We start from the raw sequence: 17,527 nt of genomic DNA on the forward strand, positions 1-17,527 counted from the left end.
GAATCAGCACCGGAACTGAAATTACTTTGATAGGAAAGATTACATGGCATCTTGACAATTAGTGTTTAATGAACGAATAGTGCCGATAGTTGGGCTTAAGTGGGGAACAAGAGTCGCTCGATTTAGCAGTGGAATTAGCCCGACAATCGGCGTAGGGCTAATTCATGAATTAGCCCTACAATCGGCTTTGTCAAATGGAAAGATGCTCCGAATCAGCACCGGAGCATTGCATCTTTCCTCTTCTGATCTGACAACGCCATCATCTAAGGACTAATATGAATTTGACTGAGAATATAACGCAAGCGATCATAATCATCCTTAAGTAAAACACTTAACTGTCTGCCCACATTCACTAACCATTGTCGATCAGCTTGACGCAATTGATACATCTGACGGATAGAAGCAGCTGCCAAAGCTTCCACGGGAGTATTTTTTACCTGTAATAAAATTCGTAAAAAGTCTAATTGTTCACTAAAATAAACTACTTCCAACGACTCACATTGATAAACTGCCTGATGAATTTGTGGGGGACGGGGAGGAATATATTGATAGATATAACCTCGCCCAGCACCATTGCCATTAAATTGTCCGGGTAAGGTTTCAAAACCGACAATAGTTGCCCGAAATTCCGTTTTTAACATAGCGAAAATCTGCGGCTGTTGTTCCCGCAATTCAGCCAAAGACAACCCCAAAGCTCTAGCGCGATGTACCGAATCGATGGGTGCAGTGGTGGCAAAGGTGACAATCCCAAAAATTTTATTACCCGTTTCTTCATCGTAGGCTTTTACCCAACTACCAAAAGCGGGCATAAAAGGAAAGTTTAACTCCTCTGGTTCCAAACATTGCGCTAAAAACTCGGTCGTCGTTGTCTCGATAACTTCGGCGATATGATCGGGATGGCGGTTATCCGTAGCCAATTGCGGTAAGGGTGGACGCATGGTTATTTTTTGCCTTTAGCGGGGGCAATAATTACTTCTTCCAATTCCGAGAGATTAAAGGTGACTAACTTATCCCAGTTGCCCCCCTCAAAAAGAACGGCCACTTTCCCATCGCTTAAACGCTGGGCTAAACCTTCAAATTTATAATAGGTATCATCGGGATTGGTGACTCGAACGGTACTACCTGGCAAAATCATAGGATTGACGACGAAATTATAATTACTGTCTCTTAGCTTATCAAAAATTAGTGATCAGGGAGTCGTGACTTACCCCTACCTTCTGTTATCCGTCTTAGGCAATACGTCCCTGTTCTCTACCCGATCATGCGATCGCAATTCGTTGATCAGGCGACAATTGTTGTACTGCTTAAATAAGCTGTTCTAAAGTTAAGGGAATGGTTCTCATCGATTTTGCTTTAATAATTTATAATTTGCTCTATTTAACTCTCAACCCCAGCTACAGGCAATCGCAATAACTCCTAGGATGCGCTTTTCGATAGCGTAACGCACCAATTTAATAATGAAGTTGGTGCGTGGGGCGCGGATTGTTAATTTAGGTTTTTTATCAAAGATAATCGCCGCCTAACACACCCTATATTCTAACTCTGATACTTTGGTAGTATGACAACGACAAAATTTAAAAGTGTACCGTTTAGGGGTAGATTGAACTATAATTGAGTTTATGAACTTACAATTTGAGTGGGATAACCTTAAGGCAAAACTTAATCTCAAAAAGCATGGCATCAATTTTGAAGAAGCCAAGGCTGTTTTTCGAGATCCTCTAGCCTACATTTTTGATGATGAGTGGCATTCGGTCGGTGAAAAACGAGAAATTATTATCGGACACGATGACAAGAATCGCCTTTTAGTAGTTTGTTTTACTGAAAGAAATCAAATGATTCGTATTATCAGCGCACGTTTAACAACCAAAAAGGAACGCCAAGACTATGAAAAATACACAGGACTCTAAAACTAACCAAAATTTACAAGATGACCTACTTCCTGAATATAATTTTAATTATACTAAGGCTCATCCTAATCGTTTTACTTCTCAGGTAAATGAGACAAAAATAACTGTCACTTTAGAATCAGATGTCGCTAAAGTTTTCAAAAATTCTGAAGATGTAAACAAAGCACTTAGAGCTATCCTATCCGCTATTCCTGAAAAATAAGTTAAGAGTAATCTTGTAGGGTGCGAAGCGCGAAAGCGTAACGCACCAATTTAATGATGAAGTTGATGTGTGGGGTGCGGATTGTTAATTTGAGTTTTTTATCGGGGATTATCGCCGCAAACACGCACCCTACAAGATCGGCGTACTGCTAGGCAGTGCCTTCGGCATCGCACTCAATAAGTCATTGGGGGGACAAATTTAATATTTTTCCTTGGGTTGACTCTAAAATTGAATCTCGGATAAAAGAACTAGCATTAGTAATCTCTAGGCCAATTAATTCTCCTAAATCATTAAGTTCAGCCGTAATATTTGGATTAATTTCTACACTGTTAGCTTCTGGTTCATCAGAAATAGTTAAATGAAGAATGTCTTCTTGTTCAAAGTATCTCATTTTAGGTTTGCTCATGGATAGTATATCTCCCAGTTGTTAGGCGAAATCGAATTTGTTGGCGTGTTGTCGCATGAATGGTGACAGGAGTTATAAAATTATCATCGTATTCATAAGGAATAATTACTAAACTATTATCATGCTTGCCTAAGGCAATAAGACGACCCGTTTCAGTATCGTAGTACCTTTCTCCAGAGTATTTGAGAATCTCTTCTATTTTGGCAAGTTCAAATCCTCTCAGTTTGGCTCGATATTGTAAGTAATCCGACCAGATAATATTCGGCATTATGAGCAGACTTTGCTAATTATCTGTTATCTATTTTAATCTAAATTCTCCTTCCCAAACCCCCAACACCGTAACCAACCGAAACCATAACCTTAAGGGTGGTGCGTTCCCGAATATCAAATCATGTCGCAGTCGCAAAGGTTTCAGGGAACGCACCCTACCAGATCGGCGATCGCACTTGATTGAGGTAATCAGATAAAAGTTTAAGCAGCATGATTTAATATTTGTTCTAATTCTTGACGCAAAGCAAGGTAATGACGATAATCGTTTGCCCATTCTATAAAGATTATATCATCTGACAATATTCCCTGATTGTATTCGTTATAAAAATCTTCGGAATCCATTTTATGTTGGTTTTCATAGACGCTAAGCCGCTTGGCAACGGCAATCAAAGCATCTAAAGAAGATGTATATTGAATGGTCTGTTTACGCATTTTTCTTTGACTCCAAAATAATGATATTTTGATTATAAACGATCGCGCTCAAACAAAAACATCAATCGTAGTGGACTGTTTCAGCTAAAATAGGGCAATAGATTTCGGCTTAAAGTCTTAGATTATAGAATTTATAGCATTTTTCTAATACACCAAATTAGCTGAAACAGTCCAGTAGGGTGGATTAGCCAAAGCGTAACGCACCAATTTGATGATAAGGTTGGTGCGTGGGGCGCGGATTATTAATTTTAGTTTTTCATCAGAAATTATCGCCGCAAACACGCACCCTACCAGATCTATACTCAACGGATTTAGTGTAATAGGTTCCAATCCCAGTTATCTGTGTTACCATTCGGGGTAAATTCAAGCGATCTCCAGACACCTATGAGCAAGGTTCTCGTGTTGAATGCCTCCTACGAACCGCTAAATATTACCAGTTGGCGGCGCGCGATCGTTTTATTGTTGAAAGGAAAAGCTGAATCCCTAGAACATAACGGAAAAGTGGTTTGTCGTGACTTACCCTTGCCTTCTGTTATCCGTCTTAGGCAATACGTCCGTGTTCCCTACAAGGAAATTCCTTTAACCCGTCGTAATATTCTCGAACGAGATCATCACACCTGTCAATACTGTCTCTACCGAGGTGAACAATTAACCATCGATCATGTGATTCCCCGTTCTCGCGGGGGGGGTGATACCTGGGAAAATTTAGTGGCGGCTTGTGTGCGTTGTAATGTGCATAAGGGCAATCGTACACCAAAAGAGGCCAATATGTCCCTGCACGCCCAACCTCGTCGTCCCTACAGCAGTCTCCACTTTGAGCTATTAAAGCACACCAGGGGGAATCACAATCACGAATGGCGTAAATATGTCATCGGTATTTAGGGTGAAAAAGGCATGGTGAAACCAAGACCAAAATTGATTCCCATGCCATTATTATTAGTCTGGGTGCGAGGATTGGCAACTCCCGTGCCTAGATAAACTGAACAACCGCGACAGGGGGAATTGACTCGGTAGCGCACCGCCATGGGATCATTGGGATCGGTGATAGTTACTCCCTGATGGTTTAAATCTTTAATTAGATTGGTGACGGGTTTGAAAAAATCGGCGCTGGGGGGTTGACTTGGTTGCAGTTCTAGGGTTTGTTCTTGGGAAGCAAGAACGATTTCCGAAGCGATAATTAGCAGTAGAGAGGTGGTTAAGCCAAATAAACCCAGATTATTTTTGATCTTCATTTTTTTATCATCGAGAGATTGTTAATTTTTTCTCTGAAAATTCTAGCGTTTCCTCGCGGGAAAGGAAACTAATCAGTAAAAAAATTTACCGATGTCTGCCATACTTATAATAAGCGGCACAAGCACCTTCACTAGAAACCATACAAGTACCGATGGGATGTTCGGGAGTACAAGCAGTACCAAATACTTTACATTCCCAGGGTTTTAAAACACCTTTAAGAATTTCGCCACACTGACAAGCTTTGTGATCTTTAACGCGCTGATTGGGTAAAGTAAATTTCTTCTCCGCGTCAAAATTACTGTACTCATCTCGCAGTTTTAACCCTCCTTGAGCAATTTCTCCTAAACCTCGCCATTCAAACTGATCCCGCAGTTCAAAAACTTGCTTGATTGCCGATAAAGCGACTCTATTTCCTTGATTTTGTACCACTCGATCATACTGATTTTCGATCTCACATCTCTGCTCATCTAATTGTTTTAATACCATCCAAATTGATTGGAGAATATCCAAGGGTTCAAACCCAGAAACTACCACAGGTTTATGATATTCTTGGGCAATAACTTGATAGGGTTCTGTGCCAATTACCATGCTGACATGACCGGGACCAACAAAACCGTCTAACTGTAAATCTGGGTTATCTAACAAAGCTTTCAGAGCGGGAATAATCACCACATGATTAGAAAATAAACTAAAATTAGTGATGCCATCTCTTTGCGCTTCTAAAATAGTTAAAGCGGTACTAGGAACGGTTGTTTCAAAACCTAATGCTAAAAATATTACTTCTTTATCGAGATTTTCTCTGGCAATTTTTAAGGCATCGCGAGGAGAATAAACCATGCGAATATCATCACCTTTTGCTCGCGCTTGCAGCAGACTAAAATGGGAACCAGGGACACGCATAGTATCGCCAAAAGTTGTCAGAATTACGTTCGGTTGTTGTGCGAGAAAAATGGCATCATCTAAACGACCTCGCGGCATCACACAAACGGGACATCCAGGACCATGAATTAATTCGATAGTTTCCGGAAGTATTGCCTCGATACCGTATCTAAAAATTGAGTGGGTATGACCTCCACAAACCTCCATAATTTTAGTAACTTTTTCCCGCTTTTCAGAGATTCTTATCGATAATTGTTCAATTTGTTGAATTAATCCCGACGCTTTAACTGGATCACGAAATTCATCAACGTATTTCATAGTTTATCTCCTTTAATTATCATTTTTAGCTGTCGGTCGTCAGTAATAATTGCCGTAATTTACATTTCTTAGAGATAGACAACAGCATTAATTTATGGGTGACTACTTTAAGAACATTAATTATGATTAAATTCTGCCTCTAATTCTGCTAATTGTGTTAATAAACTTAAGGTTTCTTGCGCCTCATCTTCATCGATTCGATTCATGGCAAAACCCACATGAACTAATACCCAATCCCCTACACAAGTATTAGCAGGATGGTCTTCATCAACAATACAAGTAATATTTACTTCTCTTTTTACACCCCCCACATCGACGAGAGCGAGATGATGGTTTTCATCAATAATTGCTGTAATTTGTCCCGGTATGCCTAAACACATAGTTTTTACCTTAAAAAATCTAGTTTTTGCTAATTATGCGCTGATTTTTGGGCTAGAGGTTGCAGTAATATCAACCGAGAATCAGGTCATACTTCATCCCTGTGAGAAACGCTATACAGTCAAAGGTTATCCTTTTTACTTGGTCTTAGCTGCCATTCTGGACTATTGCCCTCAAGAACAGCTTTTTTTCCCGTATCTTTTTTAAGATTTCCCCCGTCCCGCACCGTGGACGCTATCCCAGCAGGGGTAAAACTTTTGTATTAGGGACTACATCAATGATAAGAAATTATTCAATCAATCGATCGGGTGACATTCTAGGCTATGATTTCCCTGACTATAGTTATTTCTCTACATTAAGGAAAATCTACGATGACAACCTTTCCCATCGATTTGAGCGCCTATAAACCCATCAGTCTCGACCCCAGTAACCCCACCCTCACCGACGACCAAAGAAGCGCCCTAAAAGCCAATATCCAACTCTGTCGCGATGCTATCATCTTTTTTACTGCCACGGGTGCAGCCCGGGGTGTGGGTGGACACACCGGCGGCCCCTACGATACCGTCCCGGAAGTGGTGATTCTCGATGCTCTTTTCCGCAGTCAACCTAGTCAATTTGTACCAATTTTCTTCGATGAAGCGGGACACCGCGTCGGTACTCAATATCTCATGTCTGCGTTAGAAGGTTCTTTACCCCCAGAACAATTAATGCACTACCGCGAGGCCAATTCTAAACTCCCCGGACACCCGGAATTAGGATTAACCCCCGGTGTCAAATTTAGTTCTGGCCGTTTAGGACATATGTGGCCCTACGTTAACGGTGTCGCTTTAGCTAACCCCGGAAAAACCGTTTTTTGTTTAGGTTCCGATGGTTCTCAACAGGAAGGCAATGACGCGGAAGCTGCCCGTTTAGCCGTAGCTCAACACATCAATGTTAAGCTAATTATTGATGATAATGATGTGACGATTGCCGGTAATCCCTCCAAATATTTACCCGGTTATGATGTGGCCAAAACTCTCGTTGGCCATGGTCTAAAAGTGTTAGTGGGAGATGGGGAAGATATCGATAGTTTGTATCGCAATATCTGTGAAGCAATTAATACTCCGGGCCCGATTGCGATTATTAATAAACGTCCCATGTGTCCCGGAATTGAAGGTTTAGAAGGTTCTAACCACGGTCATGATGTGATTTCTGTCCCCTTGGCTTTAAAATATTTAGAGGCAAAAGGACACAGCACCGCCGTGGAATATCTCAACAGTATTAAGAAGCCTTCTAATGACTATAAATTCCTCGGTTCTGGGGATAAATGGGGTTCTAACCGCAACGTTTTCGGCGAAGCTGTAGTCAGTCTTTTAGGCAAAATGAGCGAGGAAGAACGCAAGGCTAAGGTATTAGTAGTAGATAGCGATTTAGAGGGTTCCTGCGGTCTAAAAATTATCCACGATAAACATCCCGAAGTGTTTATTCCTTCCGGTATTATGGAACGGGGCAATCTTTCGGCGGCCGCTGGTTTTGGTATGGAGAAAGGTAAACAGGGAATTTTCGCTACTTTTGCCGCTTTTCTAGAAATGTGTATTTCTGAAATCACCATGGCCCGCTTGAATTATTCTAATCTTTTATGTCATTTTTCCCATTCCGGTATCGATGACATGGCGGATAATACCTGTCACTTTGGTTTGAATAATTTCTTTGCCGATAATGGACTCGATGACGGTTACGAAACCCGTCTTTATTTCCCGGCCGATGCGGCACAAATGACCGCTTGTGTCGAGGCAACTTTCCATCAACCCGGTTTACGTTTTATCTTCTCGACTCGTTCTAAAACTCCCAATATTCTTGATACTAAAGGCAATAATTTCTTTGGCGATGGTTACACCTTTGTCCCCGGAAAAGATGAAGTAATTCGGGAAGGCACTGCCGGTTATATCATCAGCTTTGGCGATGGTTTATACCGCGCTTTAGATGCAGTGGAACGTCTAAAACAAGAAGGGATCGACGTGGGTTTAATTAATAAACCGACTCTCAATGGGGTGGATGAAGAAATTATCGCTAAAGTTGGTAGTTCTCCCTTTGTTTTAGTGGTAGAAGCATTTAACCGTCGCACGGGTTTAGGTAGCCGTTATGGTTCTTGGTTACTCGAACGCGGTTTAACTCCTAAATACGCCTATATCGGTACTCACCACGAAGGTTGTGGCGGTTTATGGGAACAGTTCCCCCACCAAGGTATTGACCCAGTTGGTATCATCAGTAAAGTTAAATCTTTAATCGCTTAGATAGTATTTTAGGGGGGAATTAATCAGTTATCAGTTATCAGTAATCAGTTATCAGTGAACATCTTTAATAATTAAGTAGGTAGGTGTTAAAAATTATTAGACACCCCCCTTATCAAGGGGGGCAGGGGGGATCCCCCCGCCTATCAGCACCCCCCTTATCAAGGGGGGCAGGGGGGATCGAACCTAAAATTCATTTTTAATTTAATTATAACCAGCTACTTAAGATTTTAGCTTGGTTGAGAATCCGAGCATTTGTACTAAAATTTCCCAGACGCAGTTTAAATCCCTGACAGCTTATCAACTTTAGCGGCTTAAATCGCACAGTTGAGGGGAAATCCCCCTGAACTAGGTACGGTAAGCCCCTAGAAGCCAACAAACCGGTCAATCTAGAATAATCTCTAGGGTATAAAAGTAATCTCTTATAGAAAATGCAGCCAACCAATCCACAACAATTTACAGAAAAAGCTTGGGAGGCAATCGTCAAAACGCCGGACATTGCCAAACAGAACAGCCAGCAACAAATCGAAAGCGAACATCTAATGAAAGCCCTTCTTGAACAGGAGGGATTAGCGGGCAGTGTCTTTAGTAAAGCTAATATTAGTCTAGCCCGTTTGCGGGATCGAACCGATGACTTTATCCGTCGTCAACCGAAAATCTCTAACCCCGGCGACTCGATTTATTTAGGTCGTAGTTTAGATAGTTTACTCGATCGAGCGGAAAATTATCGTCGAGAATTTGGAGATGACTTTATCTCGATCGAGCATTTGATTTTAGGTTACGCTAAAGATGATCGCTTCGGTAAAAATATTTTTCAAGAATTCGGACTTACCGAAAGCAAACTCAAAGAAATTATTCAACAAGTCAGAGGTAGTCAAAAAGTGACCGATCAGAATCCAGAAGGCAAATATGAAGCCCTAGAAAAATACGGGCGAGATCTCACCCAATTGGCACGAGAAGGTAAATTAGACCCCGTAATTGGACGGGATGACGAAATCCGTCGCACCATTCAGATTCTCTCTCGCAGAACTAAAAATAACCCAGTTTTAATCGGGGAACCGGGAGTAGGAAAAACAGCCATTGTCGAAGGATTAGCCCAGCGTATTATTAACCGCGATGTGCCAGAATCTCTGTTAGATCGGACTCTCATTTCTCTCGATTTAGGTGGCTTAATTGCGGGAGCAAAATATCGCGGGGAATTTGAGGAAAGATTAAAAGCTGTCCTCAAGGAAGTCACCGATTCCCAAGGCAATATCATCATGTTTATTGATGAAATTCATACCGTTGTCGGTGCGGGAGCCACTCAAGGGGCAATGGATGCGGGCAATTTATTAAAACCAATGTTAGCCCGGGGTGAATTGCGTTGTATTGGGGCCACTACCCTCGATGAATACCGCAAATATATCGAAAAAGATGCGGCATTAGAAAGACGCTTCCAAGAGGTTTTAGTAGATGAACCAAATGTGGTCGATACTATTTCGATTCTTCGCGGTCTTAAAGAACGTTATGAGGTGCATCATGGGGTAAAAATTGCCGATAATGCTTTAGTAGCAGCGGCACTGCTTTCTAATCGTTATATTAGCGATCGCTTTTTGCCCGATAAGGCCATTGATTTAGTTGATGAAGCGGCAGCCAAATTGAAGATGGAAATCACTTCTAAACCAGAAGAACTCGATGAAATTGATCGCAAAATTCTCCAGTTAGAAATGGAAAAACTTTCCCTACAACGGGAATACGATCCAGCTTCGCGAGAACGGTTAGAAAAGTTAGAAAAAGAACTAGCTAACCTCAAGGAAGAACAATCGGGATTAAATGCCCAATGGCAAGGGGAAAAAGAGATTATCGATAAAGTTCGTGGGGTTAAAGAAGCGATCGAACAAGTTAATCTGGAAATTCAACAGGCCGAACGAGATTATGATTATAATCGTGCCGCCGAATTAAAGTTCGGAAAATTAACCGATCTGCAGCGGCAAATGTCCGCCCTAGAAACTCAATTGGCCGACAAACAAACCACCGGTAAAAGTTTATTAAGGGAAGAAGTTCTCGAATCGGATATCGCCGAAATTATCTCGAAATGGACGGGAATTCCTCTCAATAAATTGATCGAATCGGAAAAAGAAAAACTCCTCAATCTGGAAGAGGAATTACACGAAAGTGTCATCGGTCAAGAGGAAGCAGTCACAGCCGTGGCCGAAGCGATTCAACGTTCCCGCGCCGGTTTATCGGATCCCAACCGTCCCACGGCCAGCTTTATTTTCCTCGGTCCGACGGGGGTTGGTAAGACAGAATTGGCGAAAGCTTTAGCGCGCAATCTCTTTGACACGGAAGAGGCTCTAGTTCGCATCGATATGTCGGAATACATGGAAAAACACAGCGTTTCCCGTCTCATGGGTGCGCCTCCGGGATACGTCGGCTACGATGAAGGGGGACAACTAACCGAGGCAATCCGGCGTCGTCCCTACTCTGTCATCCTCTTTGATGAGATTGAAAAAGCCCATCCCGACGTTTTTAACGTTATGTTACAAATCCTTGACGATGGGCGCTTAACCGACTCTCAAGGTCATCTGGTTGATTTTAAAAATACCATCATTATTATGACCAGTAATATCGGTTCTCAATACATTTTAGACGTGGCTGGTGATGAGTCTCGTTACGAGGAAATGCAGGCGCGGGTGATGGAAGCAATGCGGAATAGTTTCCGTCCCGAATTCCTCAATCGTATCGATGAAACGATTATTTTCCATAGTTTACAAAAAGCGCAACTGCGATCGATTGTCAAACTACAGTTAGCCAATCTCAGCGACCGCTTGATGGAACAAAAATTAGCCCTGAAACTTGCCGATATTGCTCTCGATTATCTAGCAGAAATTGGTCACGATCCAGTGTACGGTGCGCGACCCTTAAAACGGGCAGTACAAAGATATGTGGAAACTCCGATCGCTAAGGCAATTCTGCGCGGCGAGTTCAAAGGGGGAGACACGATTTTTGTCGATGTGGCCGATGAAAGATTGACCTTTAAACGGTTAGCTTCCCCGGTAGTAACTGCTTAATTAGCAAGGGTGGGCAATGCTCACCCTTTGATTATTTCGGGTTTACCGAAAAAGTTTTTCGTGCAGTCAGGAGTCGGTCGGCGGTCGTCAATACCACATTCGGTTATACTTCATCTTGATCGGAAAGGCTGTATCAGTTATCAGTTCACTGATCACTGAAAAAAAGCTTCCCACTCTCCTATAAACTAGCTAATCAAATAGTTGCTAATTCCTGAACATCGAAATCTGATTGCAACAGTTGAATGAGAGAGGCACAACGATAGACCATAGCGGCACGACTATCTACCCCTAATTTGGCAAAAATTCGCCGTAAATAGGTAGCAACAGTCCATTCACTAATATGTAAGCGATGGGCTATCTGTTTGTTAGCTTGTCCCAGGGCCACTAGGGTGGCGATTTGTAGTTCTCTTTCCGAGAGAAGTTGGGCGATTTCTTGGGCGGAAGATTTAATTTGACTGGATACATCGAGAATAATAAAACATTGACCGTTGACTTCAAATTGATCCACCTCAACAAAAGATTTTTTTAATTCTTTTAAATAATTTTTTTTCTGATCTTCCTTTAGATAGATGATACAGTAGTGATGATCGTGCTTATAAATTTCTGAAACTACTTGATAGGACACATCGGTGAACAAAGAGCCAAGGTTTTGCTGATGCTGGTTATTCATTGTCTTTTCTCTCCTAACTTGTTTTCTGACTAAATAAAAGCTTCGTCTATCTGGAAAATAGGAAACAATCAATAAAAGTAGGTGCAAGACGGTCTTGTCAAGATTACAGTAATATATTTCTGCCCATAATTGGGCTAATCTTAACATTTAATTTGGGAATATAGATTAGGGTAAAAATCGGGGTGGCTCTTCGGTTTTTGTTATGCAATGGACGGGTTTTATAAGGGATGGAAACCTTATATAGAAAGGCATTTAGCGATTTTTATCAATTGTTTTTTATCTAGAGCGAACTAATCAATTAAGTCTCTTGCCAGATAATGATTTAGTCGATTTATGCACCCCTATCGAACCATACCAAGTAACGAAGAACCATCGAGGTTTTAATCAAGACGAAGCTCGATCATTGTAAAATTTTCCAGAAAAACTTGCCAATAAATTAGAAAAACTTAACAATAATTGAGTTTCTAGCTCAACCATAAAAAACTAAGAGTAAACCTCTTGCATAATTAATTTTTGAGGATTCAAAAACGGCAAAAACAAGGATTAAATTACATAAAATCTGGAAATAGACCGTTTAATTGATTATTATTCATTCTTAATTCTCCTGACTACTGACTACTGACTCCTGACTCCTAACCCTAACAACAATTTTTGATTTTTACAAGAGGTCTAGTGACTAACAGAAACTTCCCTAGACCGAGGAGTAATTCCGGAAGGATTGACCAGAGGAGAATAGACTTGAGCGGGGGGTAGCGATCGCAAATTAAACAGAGCGGCAAAATTAGCCCCGCCATCATAGAGAGGTTGTAAACGTTGGCAGGAACCTGTTAGTAAAGGCATAACCCCGGGACCATGACCACTGACCGTACTATCGCCATGGACGATAATCCCGAAAGTAATCCGACCTTGACGGTAACTAGGACCGTGACGGGTATCCGCCGAGCCAATGGCAACCAAATCGCCGAATCGAAGAGTATCGAGACGATAGCGACGGCGAAGTTGCGGATCAAATAGCTGGATATCGTAATCACCGCGCCAGACCGTATTTTTGCCTAATCCCGAACCCATAGCGGCAGCAGGGACAAAATGAGTCACGGGGACCTGTAAACCGCGATCACCCGGAATTAAACCCCAACGCCGCAGGAAATCGGGGGAACAGTTAAATAAACGCAGATCGGGATAGTCTAATAATTTTAACCCCAAACCATAACTATAGATTTGCACTCGATCGCCGATCCGTAAGCGACGCAAAACCGCAGGGGGAAAATCTACCAAAACGTGGTCTACTCCCCCATGTTTTCCCGTCACCAGACCCGATTGACCCGTGGCAGGACCGGTAATCACCCTAGCGCGATTGCCCAGACAAGCATAGGTAATCAGGGCGAGATTGGGGCCGCGACGACTGCCGATAATTTCCCGACTATTATTATGGAGAGCCACCCCCGGCTCAATATGATCCCCCATTAAACCCACACAGCGATCGCCAACCCGTTGATTGAGGACAATTCCCCCGGTGGCCGGAAGGATTCGGGGTATGCCATCATGACCGATGCGATAGGGATTAGCCTGACCGACCGGATGGGCAATTTGACCGGCAACGGCCACCATTACTAAGTCTGGTTGGTTAATACGGAGGGAATTGGCACTATCTGGTCGTGAATTATTCATATATCAGTTATCAGTATTCTAAAATGGAAGCATGGGATTTTTGCTTGAATCTATGACTGCAACACTGCTCGCACCACCGGCTGAAATAATTCACCTGTCCGGGATTAGCTGGGAAACCTACGAAACGCTGCTAGAAGAAATGAGCGATCGCCGTCTGCGGCTGACCTACAATCGTGGCAATTTAGAAATCATGGCTCCTTCCCCAGAACACGAATTTAGTAAAACCCTCATCGGTCGCTTTGTCGAAACCCTAGCGGAAGAATCAGCAGTCCCGATTTATCCCCTTGGTTCTACCACCTTTAAACGCCCTAAATTGAGTGGTGCAGAACCGGATGAATGTTTTTACATTGATAATATTGAGGCGGTTCGGGGGAAAAAGCGACTGGACTTAAATGAAGACCCTGCACCAGATTTAGTCATAGAAATTGATGTCACCAGCAGTTCTCAAAATCGCCTTCAGGTTTATGCAGATCTAGGCGTGGCAGAGGTTTGGGTTTATAATGGGGAATCTCTGGTCATCCAACAATTACAAAATGGCACTTATATTACCTCCCCAACAAGTCAATTTTTTCCTAATTTACCCATCTTAGAAATTGCTATATTTTTACAACAAGCTGGCCAGACAGATTACCTAGAGTTAGTAAAAGCATTTCGGAATTGGGTAAGAAGTCAGTTGGAAAAATAAAAGGAAGGTTTTTCAACGTTAAATCTCATACCAAAATCCCCTTGCACCCTGCCAAAAATCAATTTTTTCTCCCCTAGTTTCTGACCAGTCTTCTAATTCCAATTCGCTCGCAGAAATATCTTCGGACCAACTGGGAGGAGGATCGATCCTGATTGCTTCCGGAACTACTAAATGCAGAACCACTGGGTGGAATCCCATCCAGAGCAATTTGGAGACTCCAGACTGGATGAATAACTGGCGTAATTGTTCCCGTTCCAAAGCAGCGATCGCATCTTGTTGGTCAATTTCCTGACAGTTGATGCCCCAACTCTCCAAGGTAGAACAGATTACTGGGGGTAAGTTGCGGGCCCGATCTTCCGGGGAGCGATGGGTTAGGATAAAGGCCGACCCCAAGGCGGCACTCAAAGCGATCGCATCTCGGAAAGCATAGCCGAGCAGATCGGTGTGAATTTGTCTATCTAAACTGCGGGCTAACCATTCCCAACGACTGACTAAACTGCTGTCGGTTTCTTTGGGCAAAAGGGATTCACCAAGCCCATCGCCGATCCAAAATAGATGATGATTACCTAAATCCGTCTCTAGTCGCAGTCTTTCCCATTCCCGCAAAGTGCGACGGGTTTGAGAAGAAAGTTCCGGAGTAAGAAGGGATGGGCAATTGCCCTTCTCTGGGGACGCTTCTAGCCAAGGCCGCCAGCGATCGAAAACATCGCTATTATCAATTAGATGCCAAAATTCTCGCGCTATCCATAATTCGAGAAATCGTCCTAATTGTTTGACCAGGAGCAGACCATAATCCGATAAGGCCAGGTTGGGATCGAGGACACAAGACCAACGGCGTTGATTGAGGTTAATGGAGAAATCGGGCAAAAGAGCGGCACTCATCGGGACACCTCTAAAATAATAGCGTTACACCCCAGCAGACCCCGAACCGATAACACTGCGTAGCGCCGGAGTTACCCCCTGAAAAGCCCGGCCTTCGGGAGTCATGCGATAGGCAGCTAACCAAGCTTCCGAATGGGGACCCATGGGTCTGAGTTCCGATTGGAATAAAATCGGGTCAAGGGCAGTTTTAAAGTCGTTATCGGCGACAAATTGCAGAATCCGACGACCGCTTTCCGCCATTTTTGCCCGTTGGGAAGGTTCGGCAATACCCCCCAGATAGCGATTGGAGACGATTTCGATCACATCCCATTTGGTATTAGCATCGAAGGCTTTTTTGATATCGGCTGCATCCAAAAGGTTGAGAACCGTATTGAGATAATGTCCCGTTTCCATCGTCAGGGCCAAAATGTTACCGTAGGTGGAGCGATCGAGAGCATAGCGCAGATCCAAGCCGATGCGTTGAACCGTGCCGATACTGCCAAAGGGTCGCTGTTCAATGAGAGTGCCACCGCGAATTACTTCCCCGATCAATAAATCCCGGAAATATTGGGCAACGGCCACCATAAACCCGACTAATTGCCGGTGAAAATTGCGGTTAATGATCGCCCCCGAAGCTGGTTGGGCATTACCGTAGTTAAAGGCGCGACGATAGGCCATCATCCGATCGCGGATCGTATAGCGCAAAGGTTTCCATTTGTCAAGTAAATATAGACCTCGCGCCCCCGGTCCCCGTTGAATCCGCATCCGTCCCTCTCTAAACAGACGCTGCAGCACTTGGATGACTTGAAAAACTTTCATCCGTTCGTGTTGGTAGATATAGTACAGTTCGGCGGCGGCGTGGAGTTGACTAGGAACGACGGAATCATCGAAATCTGGCTGGATATAGGGATAGGAAACGTTCTCGAAGGGAATCGGTCCTTTGGGTCCAAATCCCATTAAATCGAGGAAACTATCGGGACTACTGGAACCGTCGGCCGCCCCCTTGAGTAGTTCACCGAAACGGTCTTCGAGTTGCTGTTCGTACTGTTGGCGCTCTTCCGGTGGCATCGCTCCTAATTGATCTCTCAAAAAGGTCGCCCACAAGCGTTGAATGGTTTCTGTGGTGTTGTAGGTCATGGTTGGATTCCTTGCGGCGATTTAACTATTTGAGGCAAAATATTGAAGGATTAATTGACGTAATTGCTGGAGTTGGATCAGGCGCTGGTAGCGCAGGGCGAGCTTACTGTTCCCCAAGGGTTCTGAGGCACTCCTGGCCAGATCTTCATTGAACAAATCTGGATGCTCGGCTAATTTGTTTTGCAGGACTTCCAGTTGTCTTTCTAGACGATCTAAATTGGCAACGTCCAGATCTTCTTGTGTCAAGCTGGCTTCAACTTGACTGAGTTCGTGAAGTAAGGGCAGGGCTGGCGCTAGGTTTTCCTCTGTCAGTTGCTCCTCTAAAGAAGTAGGAAATAATTCTAGCGGTGGTGGTGCTGGGGGAGCGGCTTGTTGTCCGGCTTCAGGGGATTTAACCTCAAAAGAACCCAACAGTTCCATACACAAATCCTCGATCTTTAAAGCACAATCCATCCATTTTTGTTCTCCTTCCTCTTCCTCTTGTAGAGTTGGTTCACCTAAAGATTCTGCTCTTAAACCGATAGACTCTACAGGCGTTTCAAAGATAGATGTAAATCGCTTTTCAAGTTCATTTTTTCCACTGTATCCCTTCATTGCTTGATCCCATAATTTCGATTGCCGCATATTGTTCATCAAACAACCCATCCTGTCTCGTTTATTGCGACACAGCCACCACCAGATAAAGATATTGAGGTTAATGAGGAGTATGTAGACAGAGATATTGATGGAAATGTTTGGAGCAGGTACTTTCACAGATAGCTGCAAATTGTTAATAGCATTGGCGATATCTGCTAATCCAGCTGTTGTCATATTTGCGGAATTTGTGTTGTTTCCTGCTTCCTCGCCAACACTTAGTGCTAGTTTTGCATCAGCAAGGCTCAGAATTGCCTCAGTAATGCCTTGAATCCTCTTGTGAATTACTGTGTTAGGTTCTGGTATAGTTTCTCTTTTCGTACTAGGTGTCATCATCCGTACTCTCCTGCTTAAAAACTCTAAGTTTATGGGTTCTTCGTTACTTGGTATGGTTCGATAGGGGGGCATAAATCGACTAAATCCTTATCTGGCAAGAGACTTAATTGATTAGTTCGCTCTAGATAAAAAACAATTGACAAAAATCGCTAAATGCCTTTCTCTATAAGGGTTCCATCCCTTATAACCCCC

General features: G+C 43.1%; 19 protein-coding genes. 6 read left to right on the plus strand and 13 right to left on the minus strand.

All coding sequences use genetic code 11. The features are described from left to right. Positions 1-263: 263 nt before the first annotated feature. Both IM509_RS06315 and IM509_RS06320 read right to left on the minus strand, forming a co-directional pair. The gene (locus tag IM509_RS06315; protein WP_002759297.1) at positions 264-938 is read right to left on the minus strand and encodes an HAS-barrel domain-containing protein; all 675 of its coding nucleotides are present in this window, start codon (positions 936-938) and stop codon (positions 264-266) included. Positions 939-940: 2 nt separating this feature from the next. Then, positions 941-1,135, minus strand: coding sequence for an NAD(P)H dehydrogenase subunit NdhS (locus tag IM509_RS06320; RefSeq protein WP_002759298.1), 195 nt, complete (start codon positions 1,133-1,135; stop codon positions 941-943). Positions 1,136-1,619: 484 nt separating this feature from the next. On the opposite strand from IM509_RS06320, the gene IM509_RS06325 reads away from it, so the two are divergent. Both IM509_RS06325 and IM509_RS06330 read left to right on the plus strand, forming a co-directional pair. Further along, entirely contained in the window at positions 1,620-1,907 is a 288-nt protein-coding gene (locus tag IM509_RS06325) for a BrnT family toxin (protein ID WP_002785531.1), read from the plus strand. After that, positions 1,885-2,109, plus strand: a complete 225-nt coding sequence (locus IM509_RS06330) for a hypothetical protein (RefSeq protein WP_002785537.1) — start codon at positions 1,885-1,887, stop codon at positions 2,107-2,109. Before IM509_RS06325 ends, IM509_RS06330 begins: the two co-directional genes overlap by 23 nt. 181 nt (positions 2,110-2,290) lie before the next feature. Here the strand turns inward: IM509_RS06330 and IM509_RS06335 are convergent, their stop codons facing one another. The 3 genes from IM509_RS06335 to tumA all read right to left on the minus strand — a co-directional run bounded on the left by IM509_RS06335 (position 2,291) and on the right by tumA (position 3,217). Next, positions 2,291-2,515, minus strand: coding sequence for a DUF2283 domain-containing protein (locus tag IM509_RS06335; protein ID WP_002766959.1), 225 nt, complete (start codon positions 2,513-2,515; stop codon positions 2,291-2,293). Further along, complete coding sequence (locus IM509_RS06340; RefSeq protein WP_052276312.1) at positions 2,502-2,783, minus strand: hypothetical protein; 282 nt, start codon at positions 2,781-2,783, stop codon at positions 2,502-2,504. Before IM509_RS06340 ends, IM509_RS06335 begins: the two co-directional genes overlap by 14 nt. A 203-nt stretch (positions 2,784-2,986) precedes the next feature. Next, positions 2,987-3,217 carry an antitoxin TumA gene (tumA, locus tag IM509_RS06345; protein ID WP_002785543.1) on the minus strand — a complete coding sequence of 77 codons (231 nt, stop codon included), beginning with the start codon at positions 3,215-3,217 and terminating at the stop codon, positions 2,987-2,989. Between the two features lie 384 nt (positions 3,218-3,601). On the opposite strand from tumA, the gene IM509_RS06350 reads away from it, so the two are divergent. After that, a complete protein-coding gene (locus IM509_RS06350; protein WP_002759301.1) occupies positions 3,602-4,099 on the plus strand; it encodes an HNH endonuclease in 498 nt (165 codons plus the stop codon). Here IM509_RS06350 and IM509_RS06355 read toward each other — a convergent pair. From IM509_RS06355 to IM509_RS06365, 3 genes are all read right to left on the minus strand, one after another. Continuing rightward, positions 4,096-4,449, minus strand: coding sequence for a hypothetical protein (locus IM509_RS06355; RefSeq protein WP_185237116.1), 354 nt, complete (start codon positions 4,447-4,449; stop codon positions 4,096-4,098). The two genes, IM509_RS06350 and IM509_RS06355, sit on opposite strands and share 4 nt — an antisense overlap. An 85-nt stretch (positions 4,450-4,534) precedes the next feature. After that, a complete protein-coding gene (gene hypD, locus IM509_RS06360; protein ID WP_052276310.1) occupies positions 4,535-5,647 on the minus strand; it encodes a hydrogenase formation protein HypD in 1,113 nt (370 codons plus the stop codon). A 116-nt stretch (positions 5,648-5,763) separates the two neighbouring features. Next, positions 5,764-6,027: a HypC/HybG/HupF family hydrogenase formation chaperone gene (locus IM509_RS06365; protein ID WP_002785547.1), complete on the minus strand. Its 264-nt coding sequence runs from the start codon at positions 6,025-6,027 to the stop codon at positions 5,764-5,766. 369 nt (positions 6,028-6,396) lie between these two features. Here IM509_RS06365 and IM509_RS06370 point away from each other — a divergent pair, with 369 nt between their 5' ends. Together IM509_RS06370 and clpB are read left to right on the plus strand one after the other, a co-directional pair. Continuing rightward, positions 6,397-8,298, plus strand: a complete 1,902-nt coding sequence (locus IM509_RS06370) for a thiamine pyrophosphate-binding protein (protein WP_052276308.1) — start codon at positions 6,397-6,399, stop codon at positions 8,296-8,298. 428 nt (positions 8,299-8,726) lie between these two features. After that, complete coding sequence (clpB, locus tag IM509_RS06375; protein ID WP_185237117.1) at positions 8,727-11,345, plus strand: ATP-dependent chaperone ClpB; 2,619 nt, start codon at positions 8,727-8,729, stop codon at positions 11,343-11,345. Positions 11,346-11,538: 193 nt separating this feature from the next. On the opposite strand, the gene IM509_RS06380 is transcribed toward clpB, so the two are convergent. Together IM509_RS06380 and IM509_RS06385 are read right to left on the minus strand one after the other, a co-directional pair. Further along, entirely contained in the window at positions 11,539-12,015 is a 477-nt protein-coding gene (locus tag IM509_RS06380) for a response regulator transcription factor (RefSeq protein ID WP_249264925.1), read from the minus strand. Positions 12,016-12,684: 669 nt separating this feature from the next. Further along, entirely contained in the window at positions 12,685-13,683 is a 999-nt protein-coding gene (locus tag IM509_RS06385; protein ID WP_052276305.1) for a DUF4438 domain-containing protein, read from the minus strand. Positions 13,684-13,735: 52 nt separating this feature from the next. On the opposite strand from IM509_RS06385, the gene IM509_RS06390 reads away from it, so the two are divergent. Then, on the plus strand, positions 13,736-14,368 hold the full coding sequence (locus tag IM509_RS06390) for a Uma2 family endonuclease (protein ID WP_052278420.1): 633 nt from the start codon (positions 13,736-13,738) through the stop codon (positions 14,366-14,368). An 18-nt stretch (positions 14,369-14,386) separates the two neighbouring features. Here the strand turns inward: IM509_RS06390 and IM509_RS06395 are convergent, their stop codons facing one another. The 3 genes from IM509_RS06395 to IM509_RS06405 are packed head-to-tail and all read right to left on the minus strand — an operon-like array spanning position 14,387 to position 17,335. Beyond that, positions 14,387-15,250, minus strand: a complete 864-nt coding sequence (locus IM509_RS06395) for a hypothetical protein (protein ID WP_052276304.1) — start codon at positions 15,248-15,250, stop codon at positions 14,387-14,389. 24 nt (positions 15,251-15,274) lie between these two features. Further along, complete coding sequence (locus IM509_RS06400; protein ID WP_052276303.1) at positions 15,275-16,366, minus strand: hypothetical protein; 1,092 nt, start codon at positions 16,364-16,366, stop codon at positions 15,275-15,277. Positions 16,367-16,387: 21 nt separating this feature from the next. Continuing rightward, positions 16,388-17,335 carry a hypothetical protein gene (locus IM509_RS06405; RefSeq protein ID WP_128575177.1) on the minus strand — a complete coding sequence of 316 codons (948 nt, stop codon included), beginning with the start codon at positions 17,333-17,335 and terminating at the stop codon, positions 16,388-16,390. Positions 17,336-17,527 lie beyond the last annotated feature (192 nt).

The sequence above is a fragment of the Microcystis sp. M31BS1 genome, from assembly GCF_020245285.1.
Taxonomy (GTDB): domain Bacteria; phylum Cyanobacteriota; class Cyanobacteriia; order Cyanobacteriales; family Microcystaceae; genus Microcystis; species Microcystis panniformis.

Bases quoted from the DNA above. Each gene is read 5' to 3' on its own strand.
- IM509_RS06315 (WP_002759297.1), bottom strand. From the start codon at position 938: ATGCGTCCACCCTTACCGCAATTGGCTACGGATAACCGCCATCCCGAT.
- IM509_RS06320 (WP_002759298.1), bottom strand. From the start codon at position 1,135: ATGATTTTGCCAGGTAGTACCGTTCGAGTCACCAATCCCGATGATACC.
- IM509_RS06325 (WP_002785531.1), top strand. From the start codon at position 1,620: ATGAACTTACAATTTGAGTGGGATAACCTTAAGGCAAAACTTAATCTC.
- IM509_RS06330 (WP_002785537.1), top strand. From the start codon at position 1,885: ATGAAAAATACACAGGACTCTAAAACTAACCAAAATTTACAAGATGAC.
- IM509_RS06335 (WP_002766959.1), bottom strand. From the start codon at position 2,515: ATGAGCAAACCTAAAATGAGATACTTTGAACAAGAAGACATTCTTCAT.
- IM509_RS06340 (WP_052276312.1), bottom strand. From the start codon at position 2,783: ATGCCGAATATTATCTGGTCGGATTACTTACAATATCGAGCCAAACTG.
- tumA (WP_002785543.1), bottom strand. From the start codon at position 3,217: ATGCGTAAACAGACCATTCAATATACATCTTCTTTAGATGCTTTGATT.
- IM509_RS06350 (WP_002759301.1), top strand. From the start codon at position 3,602: ATGAGCAAGGTTCTCGTGTTGAATGCCTCCTACGAACCGCTAAATATT.
- IM509_RS06355 (WP_185237116.1), bottom strand. From the start codon at position 4,449: ATGAAGATCAAAAATAATCTGGGTTTATTTGGCTTAACCACCTCTCTA.
- hypD (WP_052276310.1), bottom strand. From the start codon at position 5,647: ATGAAATACGTTGATGAATTTCGTGATCCAGTTAAAGCGTCGGGATTA.
- IM509_RS06365 (WP_002785547.1), bottom strand. From the start codon at position 6,027: ATGTGTTTAGGCATACCGGGACAAATTACAGCAATTATTGATGAAAAC.
- IM509_RS06370 (WP_052276308.1), top strand. From the start codon at position 6,397: ATGACAACCTTTCCCATCGATTTGAGCGCCTATAAACCCATCAGTCTC.
- clpB (WP_185237117.1), top strand. From the start codon at position 8,727: ATGCAGCCAACCAATCCACAACAATTTACAGAAAAAGCTTGGGAGGCA.
- IM509_RS06380 (WP_249264925.1), bottom strand. From the start codon at position 12,015: ATGAATAACCAGCATCAGCAAAACCTTGGCTCTTTGTTCACCGATGTG.
- IM509_RS06385 (WP_052276305.1), bottom strand. From the start codon at position 13,683: ATGAATAATTCACGACCAGATAGTGCCAATTCCCTCCGTATTAACCAA.
- IM509_RS06390 (WP_052278420.1), top strand. From the start codon at position 13,736: ATGACTGCAACACTGCTCGCACCACCGGCTGAAATAATTCACCTGTCC.
- IM509_RS06395 (WP_052276304.1), bottom strand. From the start codon at position 15,250: ATGAGTGCCGCTCTTTTGCCCGATTTCTCCATTAACCTCAATCAACGC.
- IM509_RS06400 (WP_052276303.1), bottom strand. From the start codon at position 16,366: ATGACCTACAACACCACAGAAACCATTCAACGCTTGTGGGCGACCTTT.
- IM509_RS06405 (WP_128575177.1), bottom strand. From the start codon at position 17,335: ATGATGACACCTAGTACGAAAAGAGAAACTATACCAGAACCTAACACA.